We start from the raw sequence: 25,366 nt of genomic DNA on the forward strand, positions 1-25,366 counted from the left end.
GCGGGTTCATATGTTGACGAATAGCTGGATTTACGATGCGATTATTTACACATATGCCCTGAGCCTTCTGTTTTATTTTTCCGATACCGTGGGGAGGAATCGGAGAGCGAAGCGGATGGGCACAGGGCTTCTTGTTTTTGTATGGGTGCTGCAGACGATATTTCTTGTCGTGCGCATTATCCGCCATCAGGATGTCCCAATCATCAGCAGCTTTGAGTTCATGTTTCTGTTCTCTTGGCTGCTCGTGACGGCGTCCTTGGCGATCAACCGTTTTTTTTCTATCGAGTATGTCGTATTTTTTGTCAATCTGGTCGGGTTTGCGCTGCTGATTATCAATATGCTGAATGATCCGACGTCTTCTTCTGTCATGGTGGAGTGGGAGATGATGCACAATTTGCTTGTCTTTCACATTGCGCTTGCCGCCTGCGGGTTCGCGTCTTTGACCGTGGGCGCGATCTTTTCGGGGATGTACGTCTTTTTGCACCATCGCCTCAAGAGAAAGCAATGGTCGGAAGCGGTGCGGCGCTTGCCTAGCCTGGAGCGGATGGAACGAATGTCTTATTTTGCCGTCATCGTTGGGATACCGTTTTTCCTGCTCTCCTTGGCAGTCGCCATCGGCGTTGTCTTGCTGGGCAACCGGATCGAGCTTTTGACCGATTTCAAGATTTGGTTTACTTTGATCGCCCTTGCTCTTTATTTTTCCTATTTTTGGATAAGATCCCGTGCCGTGCTGACAGGATTTCGGCTCGCCTTGTGGAATGTAGGATGTTATGCATTTATGGTGTTGAATTTCAGCTTGAATTCCTTATCCGCATTTCACCGCTAGATGGGAGTTGGGAATATGGAGCATACGGACGAGTCCTGTCCGCTGTATCCGATAATGCTTCGGCTGACCGGGCGCCGGTGCGTCGTGGTCGGAGGCGGGTCTGTTGCCGCGCGCAAGGTATCATCATTGCTAGCCAGCGGCGCTGATGTCACGTTGGTCAGCCCAAGGGTGACGCCGGAGCTTGGGCGCTTAGCATATGAGGGCCGGATCGTTCATCAGGAACGCGAATACAAGCCGGCCGATGTGGAGGGCGCCCTGCTCGTATTCGCGGCCACAGACCGTCCGGCCGTGAACGATCAGGTGGCTGAGGATGCTCACCGGGCCGGAGCGCTCGCCAATGTGGCGCATCATCCGGAGGGCGGCGACTTCGCCAACCCTGGTTCCGCGCGGAACGGGATGATTCAGGTGGCGGTCTACGCGGGCGGAGCGAGCCCGACGTTGACCCGCCGGCTGACGGCGAAGCTGGCAGGGCAAGTAGATGACGGGCTGGCCAATCTGGCAGCCCGTCTCTCGTCGGCCCGCCGGGATACTAAAGCCTGCATCGAGACGCCGGAGCGCCGGCACGAGCTGCTGCGCCGGTATGCTGGCGACTGCTGGGAGGCCTATGAGCAGGGCAAGGAAGCTCCCGCCTGGGAAGAGTGGCTCGATCGCTGTTGACCGGGTACGCCGCGTTCGTGTGGCACGAATGGAGCGCCTGGTAAGGAAGAACCGCCTGGCGCGAAAGCGGAGCCGAACGGCAAGGCGCCGTGAGGGTGGGGCAGCAGCTGCCGAACAGGAATAGCAGGCTATCAGGCAGGCAATAAGGAGGATTCATATGCGTACAATTATCGTTGGAACCCGGCAAAGCGCCTTGGCGCTTACCCAGACCGGCCATGTCATCTCCGCGCTGGAGGCGATCTGCGCGCGGAAGAGCTTGCCCTACCGGTTCGAGATTCGGAAAATCGTAACCAAAGGGGATCGCATCCTGGACGTTACGTTATCGAAGGTCGGCGGCAAGGGATTGTTCGTGAAGGAGATCGAGCAGGCGTTGGCGGATCGCGAGATCGATATGGCGGTCCACAGCATGAAGGACATGCCGTGGCAGCTGCAGGAAGGGCTTATGGTTGGAGCCATTCCGAAGCGGGAGGATCCGCGCGACGGCTTGATTATGAAGGCGGGAAGCTCCTTCCACGATCTGCCGCAGGGCGCAACCGTCGGCACGAGCAGTCTGCGCCGCTCCTGTCAGCTGCAGGCACTGCGGCCTGACTTGAAGATTGAGCCGCTGCGCGGCAATATCGACACCCGCCTGCGCAAGCTGGAGACGGAGGGGCTGGATGCCATTGTACTGGCGGCGGCCGGGCTCCATCGCATGGGATGGCAGGATCGCATCACCTCCTATTTGTCCGAGGAGGAATGCGTGCCCGCGGTAGGGCAAGGCGCCCTCGGCATCGAATGCCGCGAGGAGGATGTAGATCTGCGCAAGCTGCTGGAATGCTATCATGATGCGGATACCGCCCGCACGGTGCAAGCGGAACGGGCTTTTCTCGGGCGGCTCAACGGCGGCTGCCAAGTGCCGATCGGCGCGCATGCAGAGCTCGTCGGGTCCGGAGGAACGGTGCGGCTGACCGGATTGGTCGGTTCTGCCGAAGATGGAACGATATTGAGAGAAACGATGGAAGGGGAACATCCCGAATCGCTCGGTGTTGCGGTCGCTCAGCGGCTGTTGGATCGCGGCGCGGACCGGATGCTGCCTTAAAAGGGGAGATTTCGGATGGAGCAGCACCCCCGCCCGAAGGGCGTCGTCTATCTGGTCGGCGCCGGGCCCGGAGATGCCGGATTGATTACGGTAAAAGGCCTGCGCTGTCTGCAGGAAGCGGATGTCGTCGTCTATGACCGCTTGGCAGGCCCGCGTCTGATGCAGTTCGCCAAGCGCGGAGCCCGTAAAATTTATGTAGGAAAGCTGCCGGATCGCCATGCGATGAAGCAGGAAGACATTAACCGGCTGCTCGTCGAGTTGGCCTTGGAGGGCCATACGGTAACCCGTCTGAAGGGCGGAGATCCTTGCGTATTTGGACGTGTCGGCGAGGAGGCGGCCTTGCTGGCGGAGCATGGCCTCCGCTATGAGATCGTCCCTGGCGTAACCTCCGCCGTGGCGGCGCCGGCGTATGCCGGAATTCCGGTGACCCACCGGAGTCGAGCGTCGTCCTTCTGTGTCGTTACCGGCCACGAGAGTCCGGATAAGCTGGACGAGATGATCGAGTGGGACAAGCTGACGCAAGCGACAGGGACGCTGCTCTTTCTGATGGGTGTAGCGAAGCTGCGCTATATAGCCGAGCGGCTGATGGCTTACGGACGCGCTCCGGATACGCCGGTGGCGCTCGTCCGCTGGGGAACGCGGGCGGAGCAGGCGACGATAACCGGCACGCTGGCCACGATTGCCGATGAGGTGGAGCGGGCCGGCTTCGCTTCGCCGGCCGTCATCGTCGTTGGCGAGGTCGTGCGGGAGCGGGAGCGTCTGCAGTGGGCGGAGAGCCGCCCGCTGTTCGGCCGGCGCGTGCTGGTGACGCGCGCCCGGGACCAAGCGAGCGAGTTGACGCGCCGGATTGAGGATGCCGGCGGAGAGCCGTATGAGTATCCGGTTATCGAGCTCAGAATGCCGGAATCGCCGGCCTCACGTGAAGCGCTGCGTCAGGCGCTCGCCCAGCCGGACGCGTATGATTGGCTCGTGCTGACGAGCGTCAACGGGGTCCGCTTCTGGTTCCGCCATCTGCGGGAGCACGGGGCGGATATCCGCCAGTGGGCCCATGTGCGCATCGTCTCGGTAGGGCCGAAGACGACGGAGGCGCTGCAGGAATATGGAATCCAACCGGATATTGCTGCGTCCCAGTTCAGCCAGGAGGGCGTCTGGGAAGCGCTGCGCCCACATGCCGCAGCCGGGCAGCGGGTACTGCTCGCGCGCGGAGATTTGTCCCGATCGTGGCTGAGGGAGACGATGGAAGCGCATGGACTGCATGCGGACGAGGTAGATCTGTACGAGACAGTGCTGCCGGAGGAAGACGACCCGGAACTAATCGAGATGCTGGAGCAGCGGATGATTCATATCGTGACGTTCACCAGCTCTTCGACTGTGACCAACCTGATGGCGGCGCTGCGCCGGATGGGGTTAGATGATCCTGCGCAGGCGCTGGGCGTCGCCCGAATCGCCTGCATCGGAGAGATTACGGCGCGGACGGCCCGGGAAGCCGGCCTGCATGTTGACGTAATCGCGGCTTCCTCGACGATCGATGGACTGATGGAGGCCATGTTGGAGTTAGGCAAGATGAAGAAGACAGTATAAGGGAGAGTTCAAAAAGCCAGTATGCAGCACCAGGAAGGTAGTCAGAACTCGAAGCGCAGGCTTTTTTGAATAACCTCGATAACTATCCAAGGAGGCAATCAGTATGGCATATCCTACAACACGGCTCCGCCGCCTGCGCGGGACGGCGGCCATTCGTAATATGGTGAGAGAGACGGTGATTACCCCGCATGATCTCATCATGCCTGTATTTGTAACCTGCGGCACCGGAATCAAGGAAGAGATTGCATCGATGCCGGGTGTATACCATTTCTCGCTCGATCTCCTCGATGCGGAAATCGATGAGATCGCGGCGCTCGGCATTCCGGCGATCGTGCTTTTCGGCGTGCCGGAGACGAAGGATGCGGTAGGCAGTTCCGCATTTGAAGAGGATGGAATCGTGCAGCGGGCGACGCGCCAGATCAAGGCCCGCCACCCGGAGCTGCTCGTTATCGCGGATACATGCCTGTGCCAATATACGGATCATGGCCATTGCGGCATGATTCATGTGCATGAGGCCAACGGCGTGAAGACCGGAATCGTGGACAATGACGAGTCGCTCGCTTATCTGGTGCGTACGGCGGTGTCCCAAGCCGCGGCGGGCGCGGACATTATCGCGCCCTCCAATATGATGGACGGCTTCGTGCATGCCATTCGGGCCGGCTTGGACGAGGCGGGCTTCGAATCGGTTCCGATTATGTCCTATTCGGTCAAATACGCCTCCGCTTTCTATGGCCCGTTCCGGGATGCGGCTCATTCCGCTCCGCAGTTCGGCGACCGCAAGACGTACCAGATGGATCCGGCCAATGCGCGTGAAGCGCTGCGCGAAGCGGAAGCCGATGTCGCCGAAGGGGCGGACATGCTGATGGTGAAGCCGGCGATGGCCTATATGGATATTATCCGTACGCTGAAGGAACAATTCGATCTGCCGGTCGTCGCGTATAATGTCAGCGGCGAATATTCCATGATCAAGGCGGCTGCCCGCCTGGGCTGGATCGATGAGAAGGCTGTGACGCTGGAACTGCTGGTCGGGTTGAAAAGAGCGGGAGCAGATACGATCATTACTTATCATGCGAAGGACGCGGCCCGCTGGCTGAAGGAAGCGGAGTAAGGCACCGGGTTCTCCCGGCATCAAATAACCCCCGGACGGTCCGCCATGGCGGCCATATCCGGGGGTATGAATTATCGCTTAGAGCGTCAGTTCATATACGGGCTCTGGAACAGCTTAGACACGTCAATCGTGTATTGCAAATGGCCCAGCGACAAAATGCGCTGCTGTTCCAAATCACGGATTACCTGTTCCAGCACGGTGCGGTGCACGCCGGCCAGTCCAGCCATCGCGTCCGGATCGAATGCATGGGGAATGTGGATCTTGTCGCCCTGCCGCTTCCCTTCATGCTGGGCGATGCGGACAATGTTCTTGACGACCCGGCTTGGCGCGTCAAGGAATGTCAGCTCCGAGACATGGCCGTTCGTCGAGCGCAGACGGTTGCAGAGCTGGATCATAATCTGCTTGGCGATATCGTAATGCGCGCGCATCATCAGATGGAAGCTCTCGGAATTGACAGTGAGCAGCACGGTCTCTTCCAGCGTCTCGGCCGTCGCGGAGCGCGGCTTGCCGTCAATGAGGGCCAGCTCGCCGAAGCTGTCTCCTGCCTGGAAGACGGCGAGCGTCTTCTGCAGGCCTTGCCGGCTGGAAGTATAGATTTTGACCGTCCCCCGCATGACGATACAGAATGTATCGCCCGGCTCGCCTTGCTGGAAGAGCGTCGTATGCGGGTGATATTCGCGGCGAGAGGTGATGGAAGCGACGATATCGAGCTGTTCATCGCTGAGATCTGTGAATAATGGAACCCTTTTCAGTAACTCTATCATGTCTACTCCCTCTTTTGTCCGTAAGCATTTTGTACTAGTTTATCACACATCTGATGAATAAATATAGAAGGAGCGATTCCCATGACGGAAAATTTTTCTACGCGCCGCGATGCCCGTTCCCGGGCCGCATTTGAGGAAGCTAAGCAGTACATACCTGGCGGCGTGAACAGTCCGGTCCGGGCGTTCAAATCGGTCGGCTTGACTCCGGTCTACGTAGAGCGCGGCAGCGGCTCCCGCATTTATGATATCGATGGCAACGAATTTATCGATTATGTCTGCTCTTGGGGTCCGCTTATTGTCGGGCACGCCCACCCGCAGGTTGTGCAGGCGATTCAGGAGACAGCGGCCAAAGGTACGAGCTTCGGCGCTCCGACCGAGCTGGAGACGATGATGGCCAAGACGGTGGTGGAGCGGGTGCCTTCCGTCGATATCGTACGCATGGTCAATTCCGGCACGGAAGCGACGATGAGTGCGCTGCGTCTCGCCCGCGGCATTACGAAGCGAAGCAAAATATTAAAGTTCGAAGGCTCCTACCACGGACATGCGGACAGCTTGCTCATTAAGGCGGGATCCGGCGTGGCTACGCTGGGCCTCCCTGACAGTCCGGGCGTGCCGGAAGGCGTGGCCAGCAATACGATTACGGTGCCTTACAACGACCTGGAAGGCGTCAAGCTTGCGTTCGAACGCTTCGGTGAGGAGCTGGCATGCGTTATCGTCGAGCCGGTCGCAGGCAATATGGGCGTCGTGCCGCCGCAGCCTGGCTTCCTGGAAGGGCTTCGGGCATTAACGGAACAATACGGAAGCTTGCTTATCTTCGATGAAGTCATGACCGGCTTCCGCGTTGGTTACCATTGTGCGCAAGGACGCTTCGGTGTTACGCCGGATCTGACCTGCTTCGGCAAGGTCATCGGCGGAGGCTTGCCGGTCGGCGCTTACGGCGGCAAGCGGGAATATATGGAGCAGGTGGCGCCGAGCGGGCCGATTTATCAGGCGGGCACGCTGAGCGGCAACCCGCTGGCAATGGCGGCTGGCTATACGACGTTGTCGCTGCTGACGCCAGAAGCGTACGAAGAGCTGGAGCGCAAGGCAGCCAAGCTCGAGGAAGGCTTCCTGCGCAATGCGCGGGATATCGGCATTGCCTGCACGATCAACCGGGTCGGCTCGATGGTCTGCCCGTTCTTCACGGAGCAACCGGTCACCAACTTCGATTCCGCGCGCATGTCCGACCTGGATCGCTTCCGCAGTTATTTTGCCGAGCTGCTTCATCGGGGCGTCAACATCGCGCCATCCCAATTCGAAGGGATGTTCGTCTCGACGGCGCATACCGATCAAGATCTGGATGCGACGATCGAAGCGCACTATGAAGCGTTGAAACGTCTGTAAAAGCATATCCGGCCCCGGTGTCAGCCGAAGCTGACACGGCGGCCGGTTTTTTGTGAGCAGGATCGAGCAGCGGCTCCCATGGCGGACTGGTACTCTGCAACGGCAAGCCGAGCGGGAAGCCTAATTTGATTCGGATAAAAAGGAGGCTCTTGAAGATGGCGATCGGATGGAAGCGGCGGGGGGAGTGGGCGGAGTTCATGCCGGAACGCCGCATTCTGGCGTCGGAGGATGCGCTCCGCACATGGCTGTTGGAGACGCTTCGCATGCCGCCGAATATGCTGCGCCAGATGATGGCGGAGGACAAGATCCGGACAGCCGGAGATCGGCTGCGGATACATCTCTTCCCGGAGGAAGCGATGACGATGGAGCCGGCGGATGAACCCGCCGAGATTTTATATGAAGACGATGCGGTGCTGGTCGCTTACAAGCCTGCCGGGATGGCCGTGCATGCGACGACGGCAGAGCAGGAGCAAAGGCGGGGCAGTCTGGCGCATGCCGTCGCATGCCATTACGCCTGGACGGGCCAATCGCTGCGCGTCCGCCATATTCACCGCCTGGATACGGATACAACCGGCCCTGTGCTGATCGCGAAGCATGCGCTGCCGCACGCGGTCTTGGATGCCGACATGCGAAGCAAGTCGATTCGCCGCAGCTATGCGGCGATCGTCCACGGCTGCCCGCGCACGCGCGTGGGGACGATCGATGCACCGATCGGCAAGGATCGGCATCATCCGTCGCGCCGCCGGGTGAGCCCGACTGGCTCCTCTGCTGTAACCCACTACGCCGTCGAGCAAGCCGGCCGGGAGCTGTCGCTGGTGAAGCTCCGGCTGGAGACCGGGAGGACGCACCAGATTCGCGTCCATATGAGCCATATCGGCCACCCGTTGGCCGGAGACACGATGTACGGCGGGGATGGGCGGCTGTTCGGGCGGCAGGCGCTCCATGGGGAAGCGCTGACCTTCCGCCATCCGCTGTCGGGCGAATGGCTGGAGATTCAGGCACCGTGGCCCGAAGACATAGCGTGTCTGCGCCAAAAAATATAGTCATGCTCCTCCTTTTCCGTCCATATACATGAAGTAGTGAACCGAGTCTGATGTCGCGCCAGCCAGCAAGACATGCATCCGGGTCAGGGGAAGATTCGCGATCACGGCGGAGATCAGAAGTACTGCGGGAGGAGGAGCAGTCCGTGTATGAGGAAGCATATGGCTTAAGATTTGATATTTATGAACGTGTTCATTTATCCGACGAATGTGTCGGTATCGACCAATTGGAAGAGGTTGAACTGACGCCCCATATTCAGGTGATCCCGGCCGGAGACCAAGTAACGGTGCGGGGCAGCCTGCTGTTGGCAGGCGTCTATCAGGGAGATGACGAAGGCCGGGGCAGCCAGACGCTGGAGCATTGGATTCCGGTGGAGATTACGCTGCCGCTCAACCGGATTCGAAGCTTGGAGGATATTTCGGTCGACATTGAGCATTTCGATGTCGATCTGTTGTCTGCCCGCTCTCTTAACATTACGGGCATTTTGTCGCTTAAGGGCATTGCGATGGAGCCGGCCGAACCGTCCAACTGGGAGCCGGAGCAATTCACTGTCGTCCATCAGGCGGAGGAGGAGCGCGGATCGGATGAACCGGAATGGCTTCGGGATTATGGAGAAGCAGCGGCACGGCCCCCGAGCCCGGAGGCGCTTGATGCCGTGGCCCGGATCCGTTCCTTGGCCGACGGCGACGAGCGGCGCGAAGAAGAATGGCAAGCTGTCCCCGAACCGGAGGCCGATCTTGTTCGCGAGCGCGAGAAGACGTATTCCGAATATCTTGATAAGATAGAAAAATCGAAGAAGGCTGCGGCGGCGGAAGCGGAAGAGTCCGAACCGGAGAAGGACCCGGACCGGACCGAGCTCACCTGGAATCACGCACCATGGGCCTCTCCAAGCGTACAAGATTCGCCGCCAGCCGCACCGAAGGCCGTGGCCGAAGCGGAGGCATTGGCTCCTGAGAGCGACCAGCAGGGTGAGCCCGAGGACCGTGGGCTGGACGAGGAGGAAGCCGCTGAGCAGGAAGCGAAGGAGAAGTTGGCTGAAGCGTCTGCAGGGCATATCGAGGAGAAGCCGGCTGAAGCGTCTGCAGGGCATACCGAGGAGAAGCCGGTCGAAGTGTCTGTAGGCCGAACCGAGGAGAAGCCGGCAGAAGTGTCTGCAGGGCATACCGTGGAGAAGCCAGCCGAAGCGTCTGCAGGTCGAACCGGTGAGAAGCCGGTCGAAGTGTCTGTAGGCCGAACCGAGGAGAAGCCGGCAGAAGTGTCTGCAGGGCATACCGAGGAGAAGCCAGCCGAAGCGTCTGCAGGGCATACCGAGGAGAAGCCGGTCGAAGTGTCTGTAGGCCGAACCGAGGAGAAGCCGGCAGAAGTGTCTGCAGGTCGAACCGGAGAGAAGCCGGCCGAAGCGTCAGCAGGTCGAACCGAGGAGAAGCCAGCGAAGTGGAAAATGCCGCAGCCCCAGAGTTGGGCCGCCTCAGCTCCAGCGCCAGAGCGGGAGCCTGCGCCCGCGCCGGAGCCTGCAATCGAGGTGCAGGCGGAGCCCCGGGCGGAAGAGAAGCCGGCTGAAGTACCTGCATCAGTGGCCTCTACTACGGTAGCCACCACCACTGAAGCCACTGTCGCCGAAGCCTCCGTCGCGGAGTCGGGCGGAGCCGATGCGGGACTGGAGGCCGAGCCGGCTGAGGATGCCGCAGCGGCCGCTGCAGGCGCTGCGGACGCCAAGCCGGAGATGAAGATTGCAATCAACAGCTCCAAGCCGGCAGACGCGCCGGCCGCGAGCGGAGTCGGCCTCAGCTCTCTGCTGCAATCAAGCCGGCAGACGAAGGAGCGGGAGCAGCGGGAAGCCGAGACAAAGCAGGCCGAGGAAGAAGCCGCGCTCGAAGCGGCTAAAGTGACGACCGGCGACGACGTCAAGTGGCAGTCCCTGTTCCTGCAGCGGGTGAACGAAGAGCAAGGCTTCAAAAAAGTTCGCCTGTGCATCGTGCAGCGCGAGGAGACGCTAGATACGATCGCGGATCGCTATCAGATGAATACGAATGAAATCGTGCTGTATAACCGCCTGTCCGATCAGAACATTACGGAAGGCCAGGTGCTGTATATTCCGGTCACCTCCTGAACCGGGACACAATAGACCCGTCTCGCGAATCTCGCGGACGGGTCTTGTATGTGGTATGCGCATGCTGGGAAGGTTTGCGGCGAACTCAGTATACATCGAGCAAAAAGCCGAGATACACGAGGAACAGCGCGAACAACAAAAACACATCGAGCCCGGTTGGCAGAAGCAGCGTCCGGACAAACTGCAGGCAGATGAGCGGAAAGATTACTCCTTTTACCGAATGTCGAATACGCCACCACCAACGTTCCATGTGAGGATCACCTCCTATAGTACATGTTATGAGAGTGGAAAAACGGGATATGACTAATACAAAGAACGATTTCAAGCCGTCTATTGACTCATCTGGAGAGCGAAGGTAAAATATATCGTAAACATGTGGTTGTCAGCGCTTGGGCTGAAGCCATGGAGTAAAGACGTCGAACAGGAAGAGTAAGCGTCAAGGCCCCTTACAGAGAGCAGAGCGATGAGGTGTAACGCCTGCAGGAGCGTCCCGCTGAAGTCACCTGGGAGTTGCCCGTTTGAACGCGTCACGGCAGTGTATGAGCCCGGTGCTCGGCATGTGCCCCGCGCGCTAGAAGGGGACGGCCGCATCCGTTACATGCAGTGGAGTGCCGCCGCGTTCATGAGATGTTCATGAGACGCTTGGCGGAATTAAGGGTGGTACCACGGAAGTCGAACCTTTCGTCCTTTGCGGCGGAAGGTTTTTTTATTTGTCATAACGGAGGGAATGCTTATGTCAGAGAATCAGGAACAGTTATCCATGCCGACCACATATGATCCGAAGGCGGCGGAACAGAAATGGTACGCCTATTGGCAGGAAGGCGAATATTTCAAAGCCGGGCGCCAGCCGGATGCCGAACCATTCACGATTGTGATCCCGCCGCCGAACGTAACCGGGATGCTGCATATCGGGCATGCGCTCGATTTTACTCTGCAGGACATCATTATCCGCTCCAAGCGGATGCAGGGCTATGATGCCCTCTGGCTGCCTGGTTCGGACCATGCCGGTATCGCGACGCAGACGAAGGTGGAGCAGAAGCTGCGGGAAGAAGGGCTCACTCGCTACGATCTGGGCCGCGAGAAATTTCTGGAGCGAGTATGGGAGTGGAAAGGCATCTATGCCGAGACGATTCGCGAGCAGTGGGCGAAGATGGGCTTCTCGCTCGACTATTCCCGCGAGCGCTTCACGCTCGATGAAGGGCTGTCCCGCGCGGTTCGGGAAGTATTCGTCAAGCTGTACGAGAAAGGGCTCATTTATCGCGGCAAATACATCATTAACTGGGATCCGGCAGCCCGCACAGCGCTGTCCGATATCGAAGTCGAATATAAGGAAGTGCAGGGTCACCTCTATCATCTGGAGTACCCGCTGAAGGACGGCAGCGGCTCGATCACGGTCGCGACGACCCGGCCGGAGACGATGCTTGGCGACACCGCAGTAGCCGTTCATCCGGAGGACGAGCGTTACAAGCACATGATTGGCAAGATGCTGGTACTGCCGATAGTCGGCCGGGAGATCCCGATTATCGCAGACGACTACGTTGACAAGGAATTCGGCAGCGGCGCCGTGAAGATTACGCCGGCGCATGACCCGAATGACTTCGAGATGGGGCTGCGCCACGATCTGCCGCAGATCAATGTCATGGAAGAGAGCGGTACGATGAACGAAGCGGCCGGCTCCTACCAAGGGCTGGATCGCGCGGAGTGCCGCAAGCAGATTGTCAAGGATCTGCAAGCGCAAGGCGTACTCATCAAGATTGAGGATCATGTTCATCAGGTCGGGCACAGCGAGCGGTCGGGCGCGGTCGTCGAGCCGTATTTGTCGACGCAGTGGTTCGTCAAGATGAAGCCGCTGGCCGAAGCCGCTATCGAGGCGCAGAAGAACGGCCAAGGTGTCCGCTTCGTTCCGGAGCGCTTCGAGAAGACCTATCTGCAGTGGATCGAAAATGTGCGCGACTGGTGCATTTCCCGCCAGCTCTGGTGGGGACACCGCATTCCGGCATGGTACTGCGAGGACTGCGGACATATGACGGTCGGACGCGAGGATGCCGCTTCCTGCTCTTCCTGCGGCAGCGCAAAGCTGAGACAGGACGAGGATGTGCTGGACACGTGGTTCAGCTCCGCCCTGTGGCCGTTCTCTACGCTTGGCTGGCCGGAACAGACGGACGATCTGAAGCGTTACTATCCGACCAACGTGTTGGTGACCGGCTATGACATCATATATTTCTGGGTTGCCCGCATGATCTTCACCGCGCTTGAATTCACGGGCGAGATCCCGTTCAAGGATGTGCTCATGCACGGCTTGGTGCGCGATGCCGACGGGCGCAAAATGTCGAAGTCGCTCGGCAACGGCGTCGATCCGCTCGAAGTTATCGAGAAATACGGCGCGGATGCGATGCGTTTCATGATCTCGACGAGCAGCACGCCGGGACAGGATCTGCGCTTCCGTTGGGAACGGGTGGAGCAGGCCCGCAATTTCGCGAACAAGATCTGGAATGCGTCCCGCTTCGCCTTGATGAACCTGGAAGGGTTCACTTATGAAGACATTGATCTGTCCGGCAAGCTCGGCACAGCGGATCGCTGGATTCTGCACCGTCTGAACGAGACGGCCCGCGACATTACGCGTCTCATGGACGCCTATGAATTCGGGGAGACCGGCCGCGTCCTGTACAATTTCATCTGGGACGATCTGTGCGACTGGTATATCGAATTCGCCAAGCTCAGCCTGTATAACGGGGATGCGGCGGCCAAGAAGACGACACAATCGGTGCTTGCCTACGTTCTCGATCGGACGCTGCGCATGATTCATCCGTTCATGCCATTCATCTCCGAGGAGATCTGGCAGCATCTGCCGCATCAGGGCGACTCGATTACGCTGGCGGCCTGGCCGGAATACGACGCCGCCTTCGAAGCGCCGGATGCCGTGGGCGAGATGTCGCTACTTATGGATATGATCCGGGCAGTGCGGAATATTCGGGCGGAAGTGAACGTGCCGATGAGCAAAAAGATTGAGCTGCTCGTCAAGCCGGCGAATGCGGAGTATGACCGGAATATCAACAACAATATCGAGTACGTGGAACGCTTCTGCGGCACTTCCAAGCTGTCCGTCGACCTGAATGCGTCCGCCCCGGGCAAGGCGATGACTGCCGTCGTGACGGGAGCCGAACTGTACCTTCCGCTGGCGGGCCTCATCGACATCGAGCAAGAGATCGCCCGGCTGGAGAAAGAGGCCGAGCATCTGAACAAGGAAGTGGAACGCGTCGAGAAGAAGCTGTCCAACGAGGGCTTCATGGCGAAGGCGCCAGAGAAGGTCGTGGCGGAAGAACGCGCGAAGCTGCAGGATTACAGCGGCAAGCGTGACAAGGTGATGGCGCGCATTGCGGAATTGAGAGAAGTGTAATCGACACTGCCATTGAACGGCCGAACCGGTGGGGATCCGTCTCCATGTCGGTTCGGCCGTCGATGAGTTCATAGGTAAGGATGAATTGCTTATGTCGGACAACCAACGAACGAACCTGCCTGCTGCCACGGACTCCTTTGCAACGGCGGAAGCTGCGATTGATTGGATCAATTCTTTGATTCCTTTTGGCATTCGTCCCGGATTGGAGCGGGTCGAGCTCATGATGGAGAAGCTCGGCCATCCGCATCGCCGCCTGAAGTTCATACATGTGGCCGGTACGAACGGCAAAGGCTCCACCTGCGCGCTGCTGACCAGCGTGCTGATGGCCAACGGCTACGATGTCGGCACCTTCACTTCGCCGTACATTGAGAAATTTACGAACCGTTTCAAATACAATAATGAAGATATTCCGGAGGAGACGCTGCTCCGCTTGGCCAATGAATTGAAGCCTCTGGTGGACGAGATCGCGGCGACGCCGCTCGGCTCGCCCACGATGTTCGAGGTATCGACGGTGCTGGCGATTTGCTACTATGCGAAGGTGGCATATCCCGACGTTGTCGTCCTGGAGACCGGATTGGGCGGCCGGCTTGACGTTACCAATATCGTGACGCCTATCGTATCGGTTATTACGAATATCGGGCATGATCATATGGATATTTTGGGCGACACGATCGGGCAGGTGGCGGCGGAGAAGGCTGGCATTATCAAGCCTGGCGTGCCGATTGTCAGCACGGTGGAACAGCCGGAGGCGATCGAGGTTATCCGCCGTACGGCAGGGGAACGGCGCTCTACGCTCTACTTGATGGGCGAGCAATTCCGCTTCGAGGGGCTACATTCCGAGGAGAACGAGCAAACCTTCCATTTCCGCGGTCCGTTCCGTGAGCTGGAGAACTTGGCGATTACGCTGAACGGCGCGCATCAGATGAAGAATGCCGCCGCGGCGCTAATGGCACTCGAGGTGCTGAGACAATATATGGCCTTCCGGGTAGATGACGAGGAGCTCCGGGCGGGCCTGCGCAGCGCGGCCTGGCCGGGAAGACTGGAGATGGTAAGCGAACATCCCCGCATCCTGCTGGACGGAGCTCATAATCCGGAAGGGGCGGAGACGCTCGCTCAGGCGCTGCGCGATACGTACCGTTACAAGCGGCTGCATGTGATGATGGGGATGCTGTCCACCAAGAATCATCATGATGTCCTGCGTCATATACTTCCTTTAGCGGATACTCTTATTTTTACGGAACCTGATTTCCGCAAGAAGATGAGTGCGGAGAACTTGAGTCATATTGCAGAAGAATTGCTGGCTACAGCCTCGCGCCGCCCACAGATTGCAGTAGAGCCGAGCTGGCGCGAGTCCCTAGAACGGCTCAAGGCGATGACCGAACCAGGCGATCTGGCGGTGGTCACCGGCACATTATATCTGATTGCGGACGTTCGCTCGTACGTTTTGCATCGGACCGAATCGGAAAAAGGTTGGTGAGTTCGTGTGAAGACGACGGAACATATTCATTTTATCGGCATCGGGGGCTATGGGATGAGCGCCATCGCCCGCGTCATGCTGCAAATGGGATACACCGTCTCCGGGTCCGACGTCGCCGCATCCGAGGCGACGGCGAAGCTGCAGGCGGAAGGAGCGACGGTACATATCGGGCATGATGCCGGATATGTCGGAGATGCCGGCATTGCCGTATACTCTACGGCTTGCCCTGTTGATAATGTGGAGCGGATCGCGGCGGAGCGGCGGGGCATTCCCGTTCTGCATCGCTCCCAGATGCTGGCGAAGCTGCTGAATGCGAAGAAGGGCGTGGCGGTTGCCGGGGCGCACGGCAAGACGACGACATCGTCGATGATTGCGTTCGTGCTGGAGCGCTGCGGCGCCGATCCGACTTATATTATCGGGGGAGAGGTGACGAACCTGGGCACGAACGCCCGGGCGGGCAGCGGCGAATTCGTCGTAGCCGAAGCCGATGAAAGCGATGGCTCGTTCCTCGCTTACCATCCTTATATTCCCGTGATTACGAATATTGAAGCCGATCATTTGGAGAACTATGATGGAGATTTCGAGCGGCTCAAAGCGGCATATGTCCAATTCCTGTCCCAGCGCAGTCCGAACGGGATCGCCGTCCTGTGCGCCGATGATCCGATCTTGCGGAGCATGGCTCCGCGGCTTGGTCAAGGGGTGGTCACCTATGGGATCGATGAGGCTGCCGATTATATGGCGGACGATATCCAAGCTGAGGGTCGCGGCATGACGTTCCGGATGCGCCATCACGGCAATACGCTGGGCAGCGTGCGGCTGTCCATACCGGGCCGGTATAATGTGCTGAACGCGATGGCTACGCTGATCGTCGCAATGCAGGCGGGCGTCTCCTTCGAAAGTGCCGCCGAAGCGATCACCGACTTCATCGGCGCGAAGCGCCGCTTTCAAGTTGTCGGGGAAGAGGGCGGTATTCTGGTCGTCGATGATTATGCTCATCATCCGACAGAGATTGCAGCGACCCTGACGGCGGCCAAGGCGACCGGGCGCCGGCTCGTGGCTGTATTTCAGCCGCAGCGCTATTCGCGGACTTATTTCCTGTTCGAGCAGTTCAGCCGCGCCTTCACGGAGGCGGATGAACTGATTGTGACCGATATTTATTCGCCAGCAGGAGAGAAGCCGATTGAAGGCATTACGGCGGCCGCGCTCGTGAACCGCATTCGGGAGAACAGCAACGGCCAGGCGCAATATATCGCCAGCAAGGACGATGCGCTGGAGCGGCTGAAGGCGCTCGTGCAGCCGGGGGATTTGGTGCTGACGATGGGCGCGGGCGATATATGGAAGACCGCGTACGCGCTAAAAACTTTGTTGCAGACGAAGGCATAACCGATTAGCGAGAAGACCATTCCAATAGCGGAATGGTCTTTTGGCATTTCATATCGAGGATAGATTACGCCAAATCCCCCTTTCCGATGTTCTATCGTATGTTTTTCCCCCTTGATAGGGAGCACCTCGTCGAATCTAGCATGCGATATGCCTTTTTTCATTTTCATAGACAGAGAAGGTTCTAATGCCAAGGACTCTATCATAGATTTCATAGTAAAGAAGAGGACAAGGTGAGGTGGAGCAGGATGAATCGTACGCACAGCAAAATGACATTCCGGTTCGGCGATTCCGGAACGACAGCCGGACGGGAGCAGAATGAGCAGAACGAGCGGGACGGACGGAGACAGTCGGACCTTGAGCAGACGGGCTATGCCATAGATACGATTGCCGAAGTGGAAGGGGCGCTGCCAGACGGTCCGGAAGTCGAAGAAGCAGCGGAAACGCACGGGCACCCGCATCCGGTACGGGAGGATGAGCCTGCAATCCTGGGTGGCGGGGACGAGGACGAGATACACCGAATTGAGAGCTTCATCCGGGAGTCGGACAAACAGTCCGCCCAGCGCTATCCGCTTCCGGTCTCTATCGCCGATCCGGCGGGCGAACCGATGAGCGAGCAAGGGGAGTGGGCGTGGAATGGGGTGCATACCCGTACCCGCAAGCCGTCGCTGTGGAAGGTAATCGCTTCCGTGGCCGGGGCGCTGGCGACGGGAGCGGTGTTCGGCTTCATCGCGCTCTCTCTGTTCAAGGGGGAAGTGAGGCTGCCCGATCCGACGGCGGGGCTGCCGAATCTATCCGGGCAAGCGGAGCAGACGTCGGATGGCGGGAAAGTGGTTCAGACCGCCTCGGATAAGCAACCGGCGGACTCTGCTGCCATTCCGGCCACCGCCCAGCCAACTGGCAAGGGGGACAAGTCGGAAGCGGCTTGGCAAGCGACAGGCGTCTACGTCACCGACGTGAACATTCCGGAGAAGACGTTCTATATGCTTCAATATGGAGTCTTCGACAAGCCGGAGGGAGCTAAGACGGCGATAGGCGAGCTGCGGGACAAGGGAATGGCGGCGATGGAGGAGCAGGCGGGACAGCATCGCGTCTACGCGGCTATCGCTTCCGCGCGCGAGGATGCGATGAGCTTGAGCCAGCTGCTGAAGAACCGGCAGATCGACATGTACGTCCGGGAGATGAGCCGGCCGGCCTTGACGCAGCTCGCCTTCCAGGGGAATGCCGCTGATGTGGAGCAGTTCATGGAAGACAGCGACGCTGTCATCAGCTGGCTAACGGCGCAATCGGTTGCCCATCTGGAAGGAACCGAATCCGCCGCCTTCGCAGTGGAAGACACCGAGCAGCTGCGGAAGCAGCATCTGCAGTGGACCCAGCACATGAGCAAGGTGCAGAAGGGTCAGCCGAAGCAGTCGGCCGATGCCTGGACGAAGCTCGTGCAAGCGATGAACACGGCGATTAGCGCCGTCAATGAATACAATAAGCAGCCGTCCGCCTCGCATCTGTGGAGCATTCAGCAAGCGGTGATGCAGTATCTGTCTGCGGAACGCTCTTGGCTGGATACGATGAAGGCGTAGCCTCTTGAGGCGTACAGCAAGCAAGAAGCCGGCATCAGCCGGCTTCTTCTTTGTACAGGAGGGGCGTTAGGGGATCAGTTGGCGGGAGGAGCCATAATTTCTTCGATGCGCGACAGCACGTCCTGCGTCAACGCAATGCCGGAAGCGAGGACATTCTCCTTCACTTGCTGCGGTCGGCTGGCTCCGACGAGGGCGCTGGCTACGTTGCTCTGGCGCAGTATCCAGGCAATGGCCAACTGGCCGACCGTCATATCCAGCTCTCCGGCCAGCCCGGCGAGCATCCGAACCTGCTCGATCCGTTCCGGCGTAATGCCTTTGCGCATCCCTTCCAGCTTGGAGGCGCGGCTGTCTTCCGGGAATGCCGAGGAGGAGCTGTATTTTCCGGTCAGCAAGCCTTGGGCCAACGGCGAGTAGACGACTTGTCCAATCCCGTTCCGCTCGCTGAACGGAATGATTTCCTTCTCGATATGACGGTCGAACAGATTGTACACGGGCTGGTTGACGACGATCCGGTCCAGCAAATAGCGATCGGCGATGGCCAGCGCTTCCGCCATCTGCGCCGCCGTCCACATGCTGACCCCGACATACAAAATCTTGCCTTGGCGGAGTAGATCGTCGAGGGCGCGAAGCGTCTCTTCCATCGGCGTCTGATCATCGAAGCGGTGGCAGTAGTACAGATCGATATAATCATGCCCGAGCCGCTTCAAGCTTGCGTGGCATTGCTCCGTAATATGCTTGCGGGACAGCCCGCGATCGTTGGGACCGTCGCCCATGGCGCCAAATACTTTCGTTGCCAGCACATAGGATTCGCGCGGATAGGCCTTCAGCGTCTCACCGACGACCTTCTCCGCCTCGCCGCGCTCGTACACATTGGCGGTGTCGAAGAAGTTCACGCCCAGTTCATAGGCGTTCTCTATCGCCTGCACGGCGTTTTGGCGTTCAACGTATCCACCGTAGGTCAGCCAACTTCCGAGACTGATCTCGCTTACTTTCAGCCCGCTTGCTCCCAATCTGCGATATTGCATGCTTCCAACCTCCTAGAGTCCGTTATGGATGATCATAGTTCAGATAGACCTCATTCTATTGTAAAAGAAGTCATCTGCGTTTGGAAAGCGGTTTGATCCGAACGATTGGCGATAATCTCAACATTTTCCTCCGTAACTTTGAGGCTAGCCGCACGTCTAACATAAGGATAAAACATGCCCCCTTCATTGCCCCGGCACGCTTCTGAAACATTTCCACAAACTCCCTCCATTTTTTGCGTCAAATGGAACAGGAAGCGTTTGTTTCAAAGTCAACTTCCGCGTATAATAAAAATGGTGTCAAAAAATGGCGAGGAGCGGATGAACATGGCAATGCAGACACAACAACAACCGGAATTGATTTTGGCTTCATCCTCCCCTCGCAGGCAGGAATTGATTCGCGCTCTGGGCCTTCCTTATTCGGTCCAGCCCAGTGATGCTGACGAGACGGTGCCTCCCGGGTGGCCGCCCGATCGCATCGTCGAACAATTGGCCTTGCGCAAGGCTGAGGCTGTGGCCCGCATGCGTCGCAGTGAAGGGAAGGGCGGCATCGTCGTCGGCTCGGATACGATCGTCGTGCTTGACGGCGCGGTACTCGGCAAGCCGGAGAACGAAGCGGATGCGGAGCGGGCGCTGACGGCGTTTCAGGGACGATCGCATGAAGTATACACCGGCGTCGCGCTCGTCCATGTATCCGACGGGCGGACAGGCGTGAGCCATCGTGCCACGGTCGTACATATGAAGCCCTGCAGCACGGAGCGGATCCGCCGCTATATCGCGACGGGAGAGCCGATGGACAAAGCCGGCTCCTACGGTATACAAGGAGTCGGAGCCACGTTAGTCGAGCGAATCGAAGGTTGTTATTTCAATGTAGTAGGTCTTCCGTTATCGCTCCTGACCGATATGCTTGAGCCATTCGGAATCAGAGTGCCATAGAACGCCGGGAGTCCGGCAGGCAAGAAGCTTGGGATAGGAATGCCGCAAATCCACGATTCAGGAGGTTGTGCGACATGGAACATCACCCGCTTCTTCGTGATCTGCCCCATGGCGAGCGCCCGAGAGAGCGCATGCTGCAATACGGGGCGGAAGCGTTAAGCCATGCGGAGTTATTGGCGATTTTGCTGCGGACGGGGACGAAGGACGAATCGGCCGTCGTCCTGGCGCAGCGCATTTTGAACCGGGCAGGCCATTTGCGTTACTTGCCCGATCTGTCGGTGACCGAGTTGACCCAGACCCGGGGTGTGGGCCTCGCGAAGGCGATTCAGCTCAAGGCCGGCTTGGAGCTTGGCAGGCGAATGGCGCGATCGCGCAGTGACGATGCGATTACGATCCGGCGGCCGCAGGATGCGGCGGAATGGCTGATGGAATCAATGCGGTACTATCAGCAGGAGCATTTTGTTTGTCTTTTCTTGAATACGAAAAACCGGATTATTGCTCAACAAACGATTACGATCGGCATATTAGACGCCTCTCTCGTTCATCCGCGCGAAGTGTATCGCGCCGCCTTGAAATACGGGGCGGCCTCCATCATTTGCGCGCATAATCATCCGAGCGGGGATCCGACGCCAAGCCCGGAAGACGCGGCCATCACTAGACGGCTCGTCGACACGGGCGAGATTGTCGGCATCGATCTGCTGGACCACTTGGTCATCGGAGATAATCAATATGTGAGTTTGAAGGAACGCGGACTCATGTAATATAATGATTGAGATTGAGGCTATAAAAAGGAGATTGACAACATGCTAGGTGGCTTTACAAAAGACTTGGGAATTGACTTGGGAACAGCCAATACATTGGTATATATTCGTGGCAAAGGAATCGTTGTACGCGAGCCGTCTGTCGTCGCGATCCGGACGGATACGAAGACGATCGAAGCGGTTGGTGAAGCCGCCAAGAAGATGATCGGCCGCACGCCGGGCAATATCCGGGCTATCCGTCCGATGAAGGACGGCGTTATCGCCGACTTCGACACGACCTCCACGATGATTAAATATTTCATTCGGCAAGCGCAGAAGCAGCGTTCGCTCTTCCCGCGCCACCCGAATGTAATGGTCTGTGTGCCGTCGGGCATTACGGCCGTCGAGCAGCGTGCGGTGGAAGACGCGACGAAGCAAGCGGGCGCCAGAGACGCCTACACGATCGAGGAGCCGTTCGCGGCGGCGATCGGGGCCGATCTGCCGGTATGGGAGCCGACAGGAAGCATGGTTGTCGATATCGGCGGCGGTACGACGGAAGTCGCCGTCATCTCGCTCGGCGGTATTGTCACTTGCCGCTCTGTTCGGGTTGCGGGCGATGAGATGGATGAATCGATCATTCAATACATCAAGCGCCAGTATAATATGATGATAGGGGAGCGCACGGCAGAGCAGCTGAAGATGGATTTGGGCTCTGCAATGGAGTTGGATGAAGTGGAGACGATGGAGATTCGGGGCCGCGATCTGCTGACCGGATTGCCTAAGACGCTGTCCATCTCTTCGAATGAGATTACCGACGCGCTGCTGGATACGATCAACTCGATCGTGGAAGCGGTCAAGGTGACGCTGGAGAAATGTCCGCCGGAGCTGGCAGCCGATATTATGGATCGGGGCATCGTTCTCACGGGCGGCGGAGCGCTGCTTCGCAACCTCGACAAGCTGCTTGCGCGGGAGACCGGGATGCCGGTCATCGTGGCGGAGAACCCGTTGGATTGCGTTGCTATCGGCACCGGTCGGGCACTCGACAATATTCACTTGTTCAAGGGACGCGGAAGCTCCGGCCTTCGCTCCAAGCGATAACCATGCTATTGGCCCCGCGCTGATCCGTTCCCTCGGCGCGGGCTCTATTTCGAGGAGGAACGAGTACCGCTTTACGATGAGAAGGTGTTGATACTGTTTAAGCTGTTGGGGAACAAACGGTTAATCATTCTATTGTTCGGACTTATTTTGTTTATCGCATTGATGGGCTTTACCTTGGGCGGGCGGCTGAAGATGTCGTGGCCGGAGAAAATCGTGCACGATACGGTCACCTTCGTGCAGCAACTGGTGTATAAGCCGGCTTCCTATGTATCGAATTTTTTTCATGATATCGCGACTTTGAAGGAACTGCATGAAGAGAATGAGCGTCTGAAGATTGTGGAGGCCCATTACATACGGGACAAAGCTTATTACAGCGAAGTTCAGGCAACGAACGAACGGCTTATGGAGGAGCTGAAGTTCACCGAGCGCCAGAAGCAGTTGAACCTGCCGTATGAGTACCGGATTGCGCAAGTGTCCTCCATTAACGTAGCCGATCCGTTCAACCAGACGCTGAACCTCAATCTTGGGGAGATCAACGGCGTCCGCCAAGGGATGCCCGTCATTTCTGTCGATGGCGTAGTCGGGACGATCAGCCGCGTGTATGAATTCTCCTCCACCGTGCAGCTGTTGACCAATCTGGACGAGAAGGACCCGAATTCGCGCCCGATTTCGGCGACCGTGCTTGGCAAAAGCGATTCCTTCGGTATGATAGAGTCGTACGATCACAGCAGCGGCACCTTCACGATGACACGGATTGAAGAGAACGACAAGGTGAAGGTGGGAGATACGATTATTTCCTCCGGCTTCGGCGGAGTATTCCCGGGCGGACTAATTATCGGCACCGTTGTCTCTTTGCAGCAAGGAGACCTGGGACTGACGCGGACTGCTACCATCGAACCGGCAGCCACCTACCGCGACTGGCGCGAGCTATTCATCGTCTTCACGCCGGATCCGGAAGACAACGCATCGAAGAAAGAGGATAAGTGATGAACCGGAATTGGATGATTGGCTTCATGTTCGTGCTGTTCGTATTGGAGGGGACGCTGCTTCCACTCATCATTCCGGATATGTGGCAGGGGCGCATTATTCCGCAGTTCATATTCATTGTAGTGCTCTATCACGGCATCTATCAGCATCGTCACACGGCGCTTATTATGGGACTTGCGTTCGGATTTTTGCAGGATATCGTATACTACGGGCATATGATTGGTCCGCATGCGTTCAGCATGGGGCTGCTCGGCTATTTGGCGGGGCTTCTCTTTCCCGGACGGAACATCACACTCATACCGATGATGGCAGCGGCGGTCTTGGGAAGCTTCTTGTACCAGACGATATTGTTCGCTATCTATTCGCTGTTCAACTTGAGCAAAATGACGTATGAAGTTGCGATTTTCGACTATTTGATTCCGAGTCTGTTCGTACAGCTGCTGTTCGCGCTGACGATCTATGTTCCGATGCGGAAATGGTTCGATCTTCAGTCGGGAACCGCTGAAAATGAACAAGACTAAGCAGCCGTCTTTGGGCACTTCGTCCAGGCGGCTGATGCTGTTTTCAAGCGCAGTTCCGGTGCTGCTGCCGGGCGGGGAAGGAGAGGTGTTCACCAGCCTCGGTTGGCGATCGCTCTTCTTCGAGGGGCTTCGACAGAGGTTTTTCTTACGATTCACGGCTTTCTTGCAGGAACTTTTCTTATCCGTCACGAAAAAGATAACCGTGGGGAGGGACATTTCATGACGGCCAAGCCATTGGTAACGATAAAAGGCATGAAAGACGGCCTCGTGTTCCTGCTTGACGATCAGTGCGAATTTACAGACTTGTTGCAAGAATTGCGCGACAAGCTTGACCATACACCGCATTTTTTCGACGGACCGCTTGTGTATGTCGATGTCAAGTTAGGAGCCCGTACCGCTGCCGACGAGCAAAAGACAGAGATGCTCAACATTTTGCGGCAGCGGGGGAATCTGCTAATCCGATCGCTGGAATCGGATGCCGATGTCAAGAAGGAAGCGCAAGGGTACCGCGTTCATACGATGACCGGAATGGTTCGCTCGGGGCAGGTGCTCCGCCATGACGGGCATCTGCTGTTCCTTGGCGACGTCAATCCGGGCGGAATGATCATAAGCAGCGGAGACATATTCGTCTTTGGAGCCCTGCGGGGCACAGCCCATGCCGGCGTCGATGGAGAGACCGGCGCGGTTATCGCCGCCTCGCTGTTTGCGCCGACGCAGCTGCGCATCGCGGATGTCATAAGCCGACCGCCGGACGAATGGGGAGTAGCGCAGGCTCATATGGAATTTGCGTATATCCATGACGGCATGATGCAAATTGACAAAATCTCGCAACTTCATCGCGTCCGCAAGGACATTACTTTGTTCAAAGGAGTGTAGAAGAACTATGGGAGAGGCTATCGTCGTCACTTCGGGGAAAGGCGGCGTCGGCAAGACGACGACGTCGGCGAATTTGGGGACCGCGCTTGCCCTGCTCGGCAAAAAAGTATGCATGGTCGACACCGATATCGGCTTGCGCAACCTTGATGTCGTTATGGGGCTGGAGAATCGCATCATCTATGATATTTGCGACGTGGCCGACGGCCGCTGCCGATTGAATCAAGCGCTTGTCAAGGATAAGCGGTTCGATGAATTGTACATGCTGCCTGCCGCCCAGACCAAAGACAAGGATGCGGTCTCGCCGGAGCAAGTAAAGGATATCATTCTCGAATTGAAGAAGGAATATGAATATATTATTATCGACTGCCCTGCCGGCATCGAACAAGGCTTCAAAAACGCCATCGCCGGTGCAGACCGCGCGATTGTCGTTACGACACCGGAGAATGCGGCTGTGCGTGATGCCGATCGCATTATCGGTCTGCTGGAAAATGCGAATGTCGGCTCGCCGAAGCTAATCGTGAACCGCATCCGCTCCAGCATGGTGAAGAGCGGGGAGATGCTGGATCTGGACGATATTTTGCAGGTGCTAAATATCGAACTTCTCGGGATCGTGCCGGACGATGAGCTCGTCATTCGGGCCGCGAATGCAGGGGAGCCGACGGTGATGAACCCGGATTCCCGCGCAGCGGTTGCTTACCGCAATATCGCCCGGCGCATTCTTGGGGATACGGTTCCGTTGATGCCGCTTGATCAGAAGAAGGGCGTGCTGACTCGGATGAAGAAGTTTTTTGGGATGGGTTGATGCGC

At 58.0% G+C, this 25,366-nt stretch carries 22 protein-coding genes and 1 other annotated feature; of the genes, 19 read left to right on the plus strand and 3 right to left on the minus strand.

What is annotated here, in order from left to right; genetic code table 11:
• Window positions 1-10 precede the first annotated feature (10 nt).
• The 5 genes from FLT43_RS24125 to hemB all read left to right on the plus strand — a co-directional run bounded on the left by FLT43_RS24125 (window position 11) and on the right by hemB (window position 5,250).
• Window positions 11-826: a cytochrome C assembly family protein gene (locus FLT43_RS24125; protein WP_087441145.1), complete on the plus strand. Its 816-nt coding sequence runs from the start codon at window positions 11-13 to the stop codon at window positions 824-826.
• Between the two features lie 15 nt (window positions 827-841).
• Window positions 842-1,483, plus strand: coding sequence for a precorrin-2 dehydrogenase/sirohydrochlorin ferrochelatase family protein (locus FLT43_RS24130; RefSeq protein WP_087441144.1), 642 nt, complete (start codon window positions 842-844; stop codon window positions 1,481-1,483).
• A gap of 157 nt (window positions 1,484-1,640) precedes the next feature.
• Window positions 1,641-2,561, plus strand: coding sequence for a hydroxymethylbilane synthase (gene hemC, locus FLT43_RS24135; protein WP_087441143.1), 921 nt, complete (start codon window positions 1,641-1,643; stop codon window positions 2,559-2,561).
• Between the two features lie 15 nt (window positions 2,562-2,576).
• Entirely contained in the window at window positions 2,577-4,142 is a 1,566-nt protein-coding gene (gene cobA, locus FLT43_RS24140; protein ID WP_087441142.1) for a uroporphyrinogen-III C-methyltransferase, read from the plus strand.
• Between the two features lie 103 nt (window positions 4,143-4,245).
• A complete protein-coding gene (gene hemB, locus FLT43_RS24145; protein ID WP_087441141.1) occupies window positions 4,246-5,250 on the plus strand; it encodes a porphobilinogen synthase in 1,005 nt (334 codons plus the stop codon).
• A gap of 86 nt (window positions 5,251-5,336) precedes the next feature.
• On the opposite strand, the gene FLT43_RS24150 is transcribed toward hemB, so the two are convergent.
• Window positions 5,337-6,014: a Crp/Fnr family transcriptional regulator gene (locus tag FLT43_RS24150; RefSeq protein ID WP_087441140.1), complete on the minus strand. Its 678-nt coding sequence runs from the start codon at window positions 6,012-6,014 to the stop codon at window positions 5,337-5,339.
• 81 nt (window positions 6,015-6,095) lie between these two features.
• Here FLT43_RS24150 and hemL point away from each other — a divergent pair, with 81 nt between their 5' ends.
• From hemL to FLT43_RS24165, 3 genes are all read left to right on the plus strand, one after another.
• Entirely contained in the window at window positions 6,096-7,397 is a 1,302-nt protein-coding gene (gene hemL, locus FLT43_RS24155; protein WP_087441139.1) for a glutamate-1-semialdehyde 2,1-aminomutase, read from the plus strand.
• Window positions 7,398-7,552: 155 nt separating this feature from the next.
• Entirely contained in the window at window positions 7,553-8,440 is an 888-nt protein-coding gene (locus tag FLT43_RS24160; protein WP_087441138.1) for an RluA family pseudouridine synthase, read from the plus strand.
• A gap of 143 nt (window positions 8,441-8,583) precedes the next feature.
• The gene (locus tag FLT43_RS24165; protein ID WP_087441137.1) at window positions 8,584-10,548 is read left to right on the plus strand and encodes a LysM peptidoglycan-binding domain-containing protein; all 1,965 of its coding nucleotides are present in this window, start codon (window positions 8,584-8,586) and stop codon (window positions 10,546-10,548) included.
• 85 nt (window positions 10,549-10,633) lie between these two features.
• On the opposite strand, the gene FLT43_RS29490 is transcribed toward FLT43_RS24165, so the two are convergent.
• Window positions 10,634-10,798 carry a hypothetical protein gene (locus FLT43_RS29490; protein ID WP_164776601.1) on the minus strand — a complete coding sequence of 55 codons (165 nt, stop codon included), beginning with the start codon at window positions 10,796-10,798 and terminating at the stop codon, window positions 10,634-10,636.
• 157 nt (window positions 10,799-10,955) lie between these two features.
• Window positions 10,956-11,240, plus strand: a binding site (T-box leader).
• A gap of 35 nt (window positions 11,241-11,275) precedes the next feature.
• Between FLT43_RS29490 and FLT43_RS24170 the strand changes: the two genes are divergently transcribed.
• The 4 genes from FLT43_RS24170 (at window position 11,276) to FLT43_RS24185 (ending at window position 18,379) form a co-directional block, all read left to right on the plus strand.
• On the plus strand, window positions 11,276-13,945 hold the full coding sequence (locus tag FLT43_RS24170) for a valine--tRNA ligase (protein WP_087441136.1): 2,670 nt from the start codon (window positions 11,276-11,278) through the stop codon (window positions 13,943-13,945).
• A gap of 91 nt (window positions 13,946-14,036) precedes the next feature.
• A complete protein-coding gene (locus FLT43_RS24175; protein ID WP_087441135.1) occupies window positions 14,037-15,422 on the plus strand; it encodes a bifunctional folylpolyglutamate synthase/dihydrofolate synthase in 1,386 nt (461 codons plus the stop codon).
• A gap of 6 nt (window positions 15,423-15,428) precedes the next feature.
• Entirely contained in the window at window positions 15,429-16,805 is a 1,377-nt protein-coding gene (murC, locus tag FLT43_RS24180) for a UDP-N-acetylmuramate--L-alanine ligase (RefSeq protein WP_087441134.1), read from the plus strand.
• Between the two features lie 245 nt (window positions 16,806-17,050).
• A complete protein-coding gene (locus FLT43_RS24185; protein WP_087441133.1) occupies window positions 17,051-18,379 on the plus strand; it encodes an SPOR domain-containing protein in 1,329 nt (442 codons plus the stop codon).
• A 74-nt stretch (window positions 18,380-18,453) separates the two neighbouring features.
• Here FLT43_RS24185 and FLT43_RS24190 read toward each other — a convergent pair whose 3' ends face one another.
• Window positions 18,454-19,404: an aldo/keto reductase family protein gene (locus FLT43_RS24190; RefSeq protein ID WP_087441132.1), complete on the minus strand. Its 951-nt coding sequence runs from the start codon at window positions 19,402-19,404 to the stop codon at window positions 18,454-18,456.
• Window positions 19,405-19,734: 330 nt separating this feature from the next.
• Here FLT43_RS24190 and FLT43_RS24195 point away from each other — a divergent pair, with 330 nt between their 5' ends.
• The 7 genes from FLT43_RS24195 (at window position 19,735) to minD (ending at window position 25,361) form a co-directional block, all read left to right on the plus strand.
• On the plus strand, window positions 19,735-20,337 hold the full coding sequence (locus FLT43_RS24195) for a Maf family protein (RefSeq protein WP_087441199.1): 603 nt from the start codon (window positions 19,735-19,737) through the stop codon (window positions 20,335-20,337).
• A gap of 74 nt (window positions 20,338-20,411) precedes the next feature.
• Window positions 20,412-21,098 (plus strand): RadC family protein, encoded by a 687-nt coding sequence (gene radC / locus FLT43_RS24200; protein WP_087441131.1) that lies wholly within the window; start codon window positions 20,412-20,414, stop codon window positions 21,096-21,098.
• 42 nt (window positions 21,099-21,140) lie between these two features.
• Entirely contained in the window at window positions 21,141-22,175 is a 1,035-nt protein-coding gene (locus FLT43_RS24205) for a rod shape-determining protein (protein WP_006676686.1), read from the plus strand.
• A gap of 87 nt (window positions 22,176-22,262) precedes the next feature.
• Window positions 22,263-23,162 carry a rod shape-determining protein MreC gene (gene mreC, locus FLT43_RS24210; protein WP_174818221.1) on the plus strand — a complete coding sequence of 300 codons (900 nt, stop codon included), beginning with the start codon at window positions 22,263-22,265 and terminating at the stop codon, window positions 23,160-23,162.
• On the plus strand, window positions 23,162-23,683 hold the full coding sequence (mreD, locus tag FLT43_RS24215; protein ID WP_087441129.1) for a rod shape-determining protein MreD: 522 nt from the start codon (window positions 23,162-23,164) through the stop codon (window positions 23,681-23,683). Before mreC ends, mreD begins: the two co-directional genes overlap by 1 nt.
• Before the next feature lie 219 nt (window positions 23,684-23,902).
• Window positions 23,903-24,559, plus strand: a complete 657-nt coding sequence (gene minC, locus FLT43_RS24220) for a septum site-determining protein MinC (protein WP_087441127.1) — start codon at window positions 23,903-23,905, stop codon at window positions 24,557-24,559.
• Window positions 24,560-24,566: 7 nt separating this feature from the next.
• Window positions 24,567-25,361: a septum site-determining protein MinD gene (gene minD / locus FLT43_RS24225; RefSeq protein ID WP_006676691.1), complete on the plus strand. Its 795-nt coding sequence runs from the start codon at window positions 24,567-24,569 to the stop codon at window positions 25,359-25,361.
• Window positions 25,362-25,366: the final 5 nt, after the last annotated feature.

The organism is Paenibacillus thiaminolyticus, assembly GCF_007066085.1.
GTDB lineage: Bacteria > Bacillota > Bacilli > Paenibacillales > Paenibacillaceae > Paenibacillus_B > Paenibacillus_B thiaminolyticus.

Bases quoted from the DNA above. Each gene is read 5' to 3' on its own strand.
- FLT43_RS24125 (WP_087441145.1), top strand. From the start codon at position 11: ATGTTGACGAATAGCTGGATTTACGATGCGATTATTTACACATATGCC.
- FLT43_RS24130 (WP_087441144.1), top strand. From the start codon at position 842: ATGGAGCATACGGACGAGTCCTGTCCGCTGTATCCGATAATGCTTCGG.
- hemC (WP_087441143.1), top strand. From the start codon at position 1,641: ATGCGTACAATTATCGTTGGAACCCGGCAAAGCGCCTTGGCGCTTACC.
- cobA (WP_087441142.1), top strand. From the start codon at position 2,577: ATGGAGCAGCACCCCCGCCCGAAGGGCGTCGTCTATCTGGTCGGCGCC.
- hemB (WP_087441141.1), top strand. From the start codon at position 4,246: ATGGCATATCCTACAACACGGCTCCGCCGCCTGCGCGGGACGGCGGCC.
- FLT43_RS24150 (WP_087441140.1), bottom strand. From the start codon at position 6,014: ATGATAGAGTTACTGAAAAGGGTTCCATTATTCACAGATCTCAGCGAT.
- hemL (WP_087441139.1), top strand. From the start codon at position 6,096: ATGACGGAAAATTTTTCTACGCGCCGCGATGCCCGTTCCCGGGCCGCA.
- FLT43_RS24160 (WP_087441138.1), top strand. From the start codon at position 7,553: ATGGCGATCGGATGGAAGCGGCGGGGGGAGTGGGCGGAGTTCATGCCG.
- FLT43_RS29490 (WP_164776601.1), bottom strand. From the start codon at position 10,798: ATGGAACGTTGGTGGTGGCGTATTCGACATTCGGTAAAAGGAGTAATC.
- FLT43_RS24170 (WP_087441136.1), top strand. From the start codon at position 11,276: ATGCTTATGTCAGAGAATCAGGAACAGTTATCCATGCCGACCACATAT.
- FLT43_RS24175 (WP_087441135.1), top strand. From the start codon at position 14,037: ATGTCGGACAACCAACGAACGAACCTGCCTGCTGCCACGGACTCCTTT.
- FLT43_RS24185 (WP_087441133.1), top strand. From the start codon at position 17,051: ATGAATCGTACGCACAGCAAAATGACATTCCGGTTCGGCGATTCCGGA.
- FLT43_RS24190 (WP_087441132.1), bottom strand. From the start codon at position 19,404: ATGCAATATCGCAGATTGGGAGCAAGCGGGCTGAAAGTAAGCGAGATC.
- FLT43_RS24195 (WP_087441199.1), top strand. From the start codon at position 19,735: ATGCAGACACAACAACAACCGGAATTGATTTTGGCTTCATCCTCCCCT.
- radC (WP_087441131.1), top strand. From the start codon at position 20,412: ATGGAACATCACCCGCTTCTTCGTGATCTGCCCCATGGCGAGCGCCCG.
- FLT43_RS24205 (WP_006676686.1), top strand. From the start codon at position 21,141: ATGCTAGGTGGCTTTACAAAAGACTTGGGAATTGACTTGGGAACAGCC.
- mreD (WP_087441129.1), top strand. From the start codon at position 23,162: ATGAACCGGAATTGGATGATTGGCTTCATGTTCGTGCTGTTCGTATTG.
- minC (WP_087441127.1), top strand. From the start codon at position 23,903: ATGACGGCCAAGCCATTGGTAACGATAAAAGGCATGAAAGACGGCCTC.
- minD (WP_006676691.1), top strand. From the start codon at position 24,567: ATGGGAGAGGCTATCGTCGTCACTTCGGGGAAAGGCGGCGTCGGCAAG.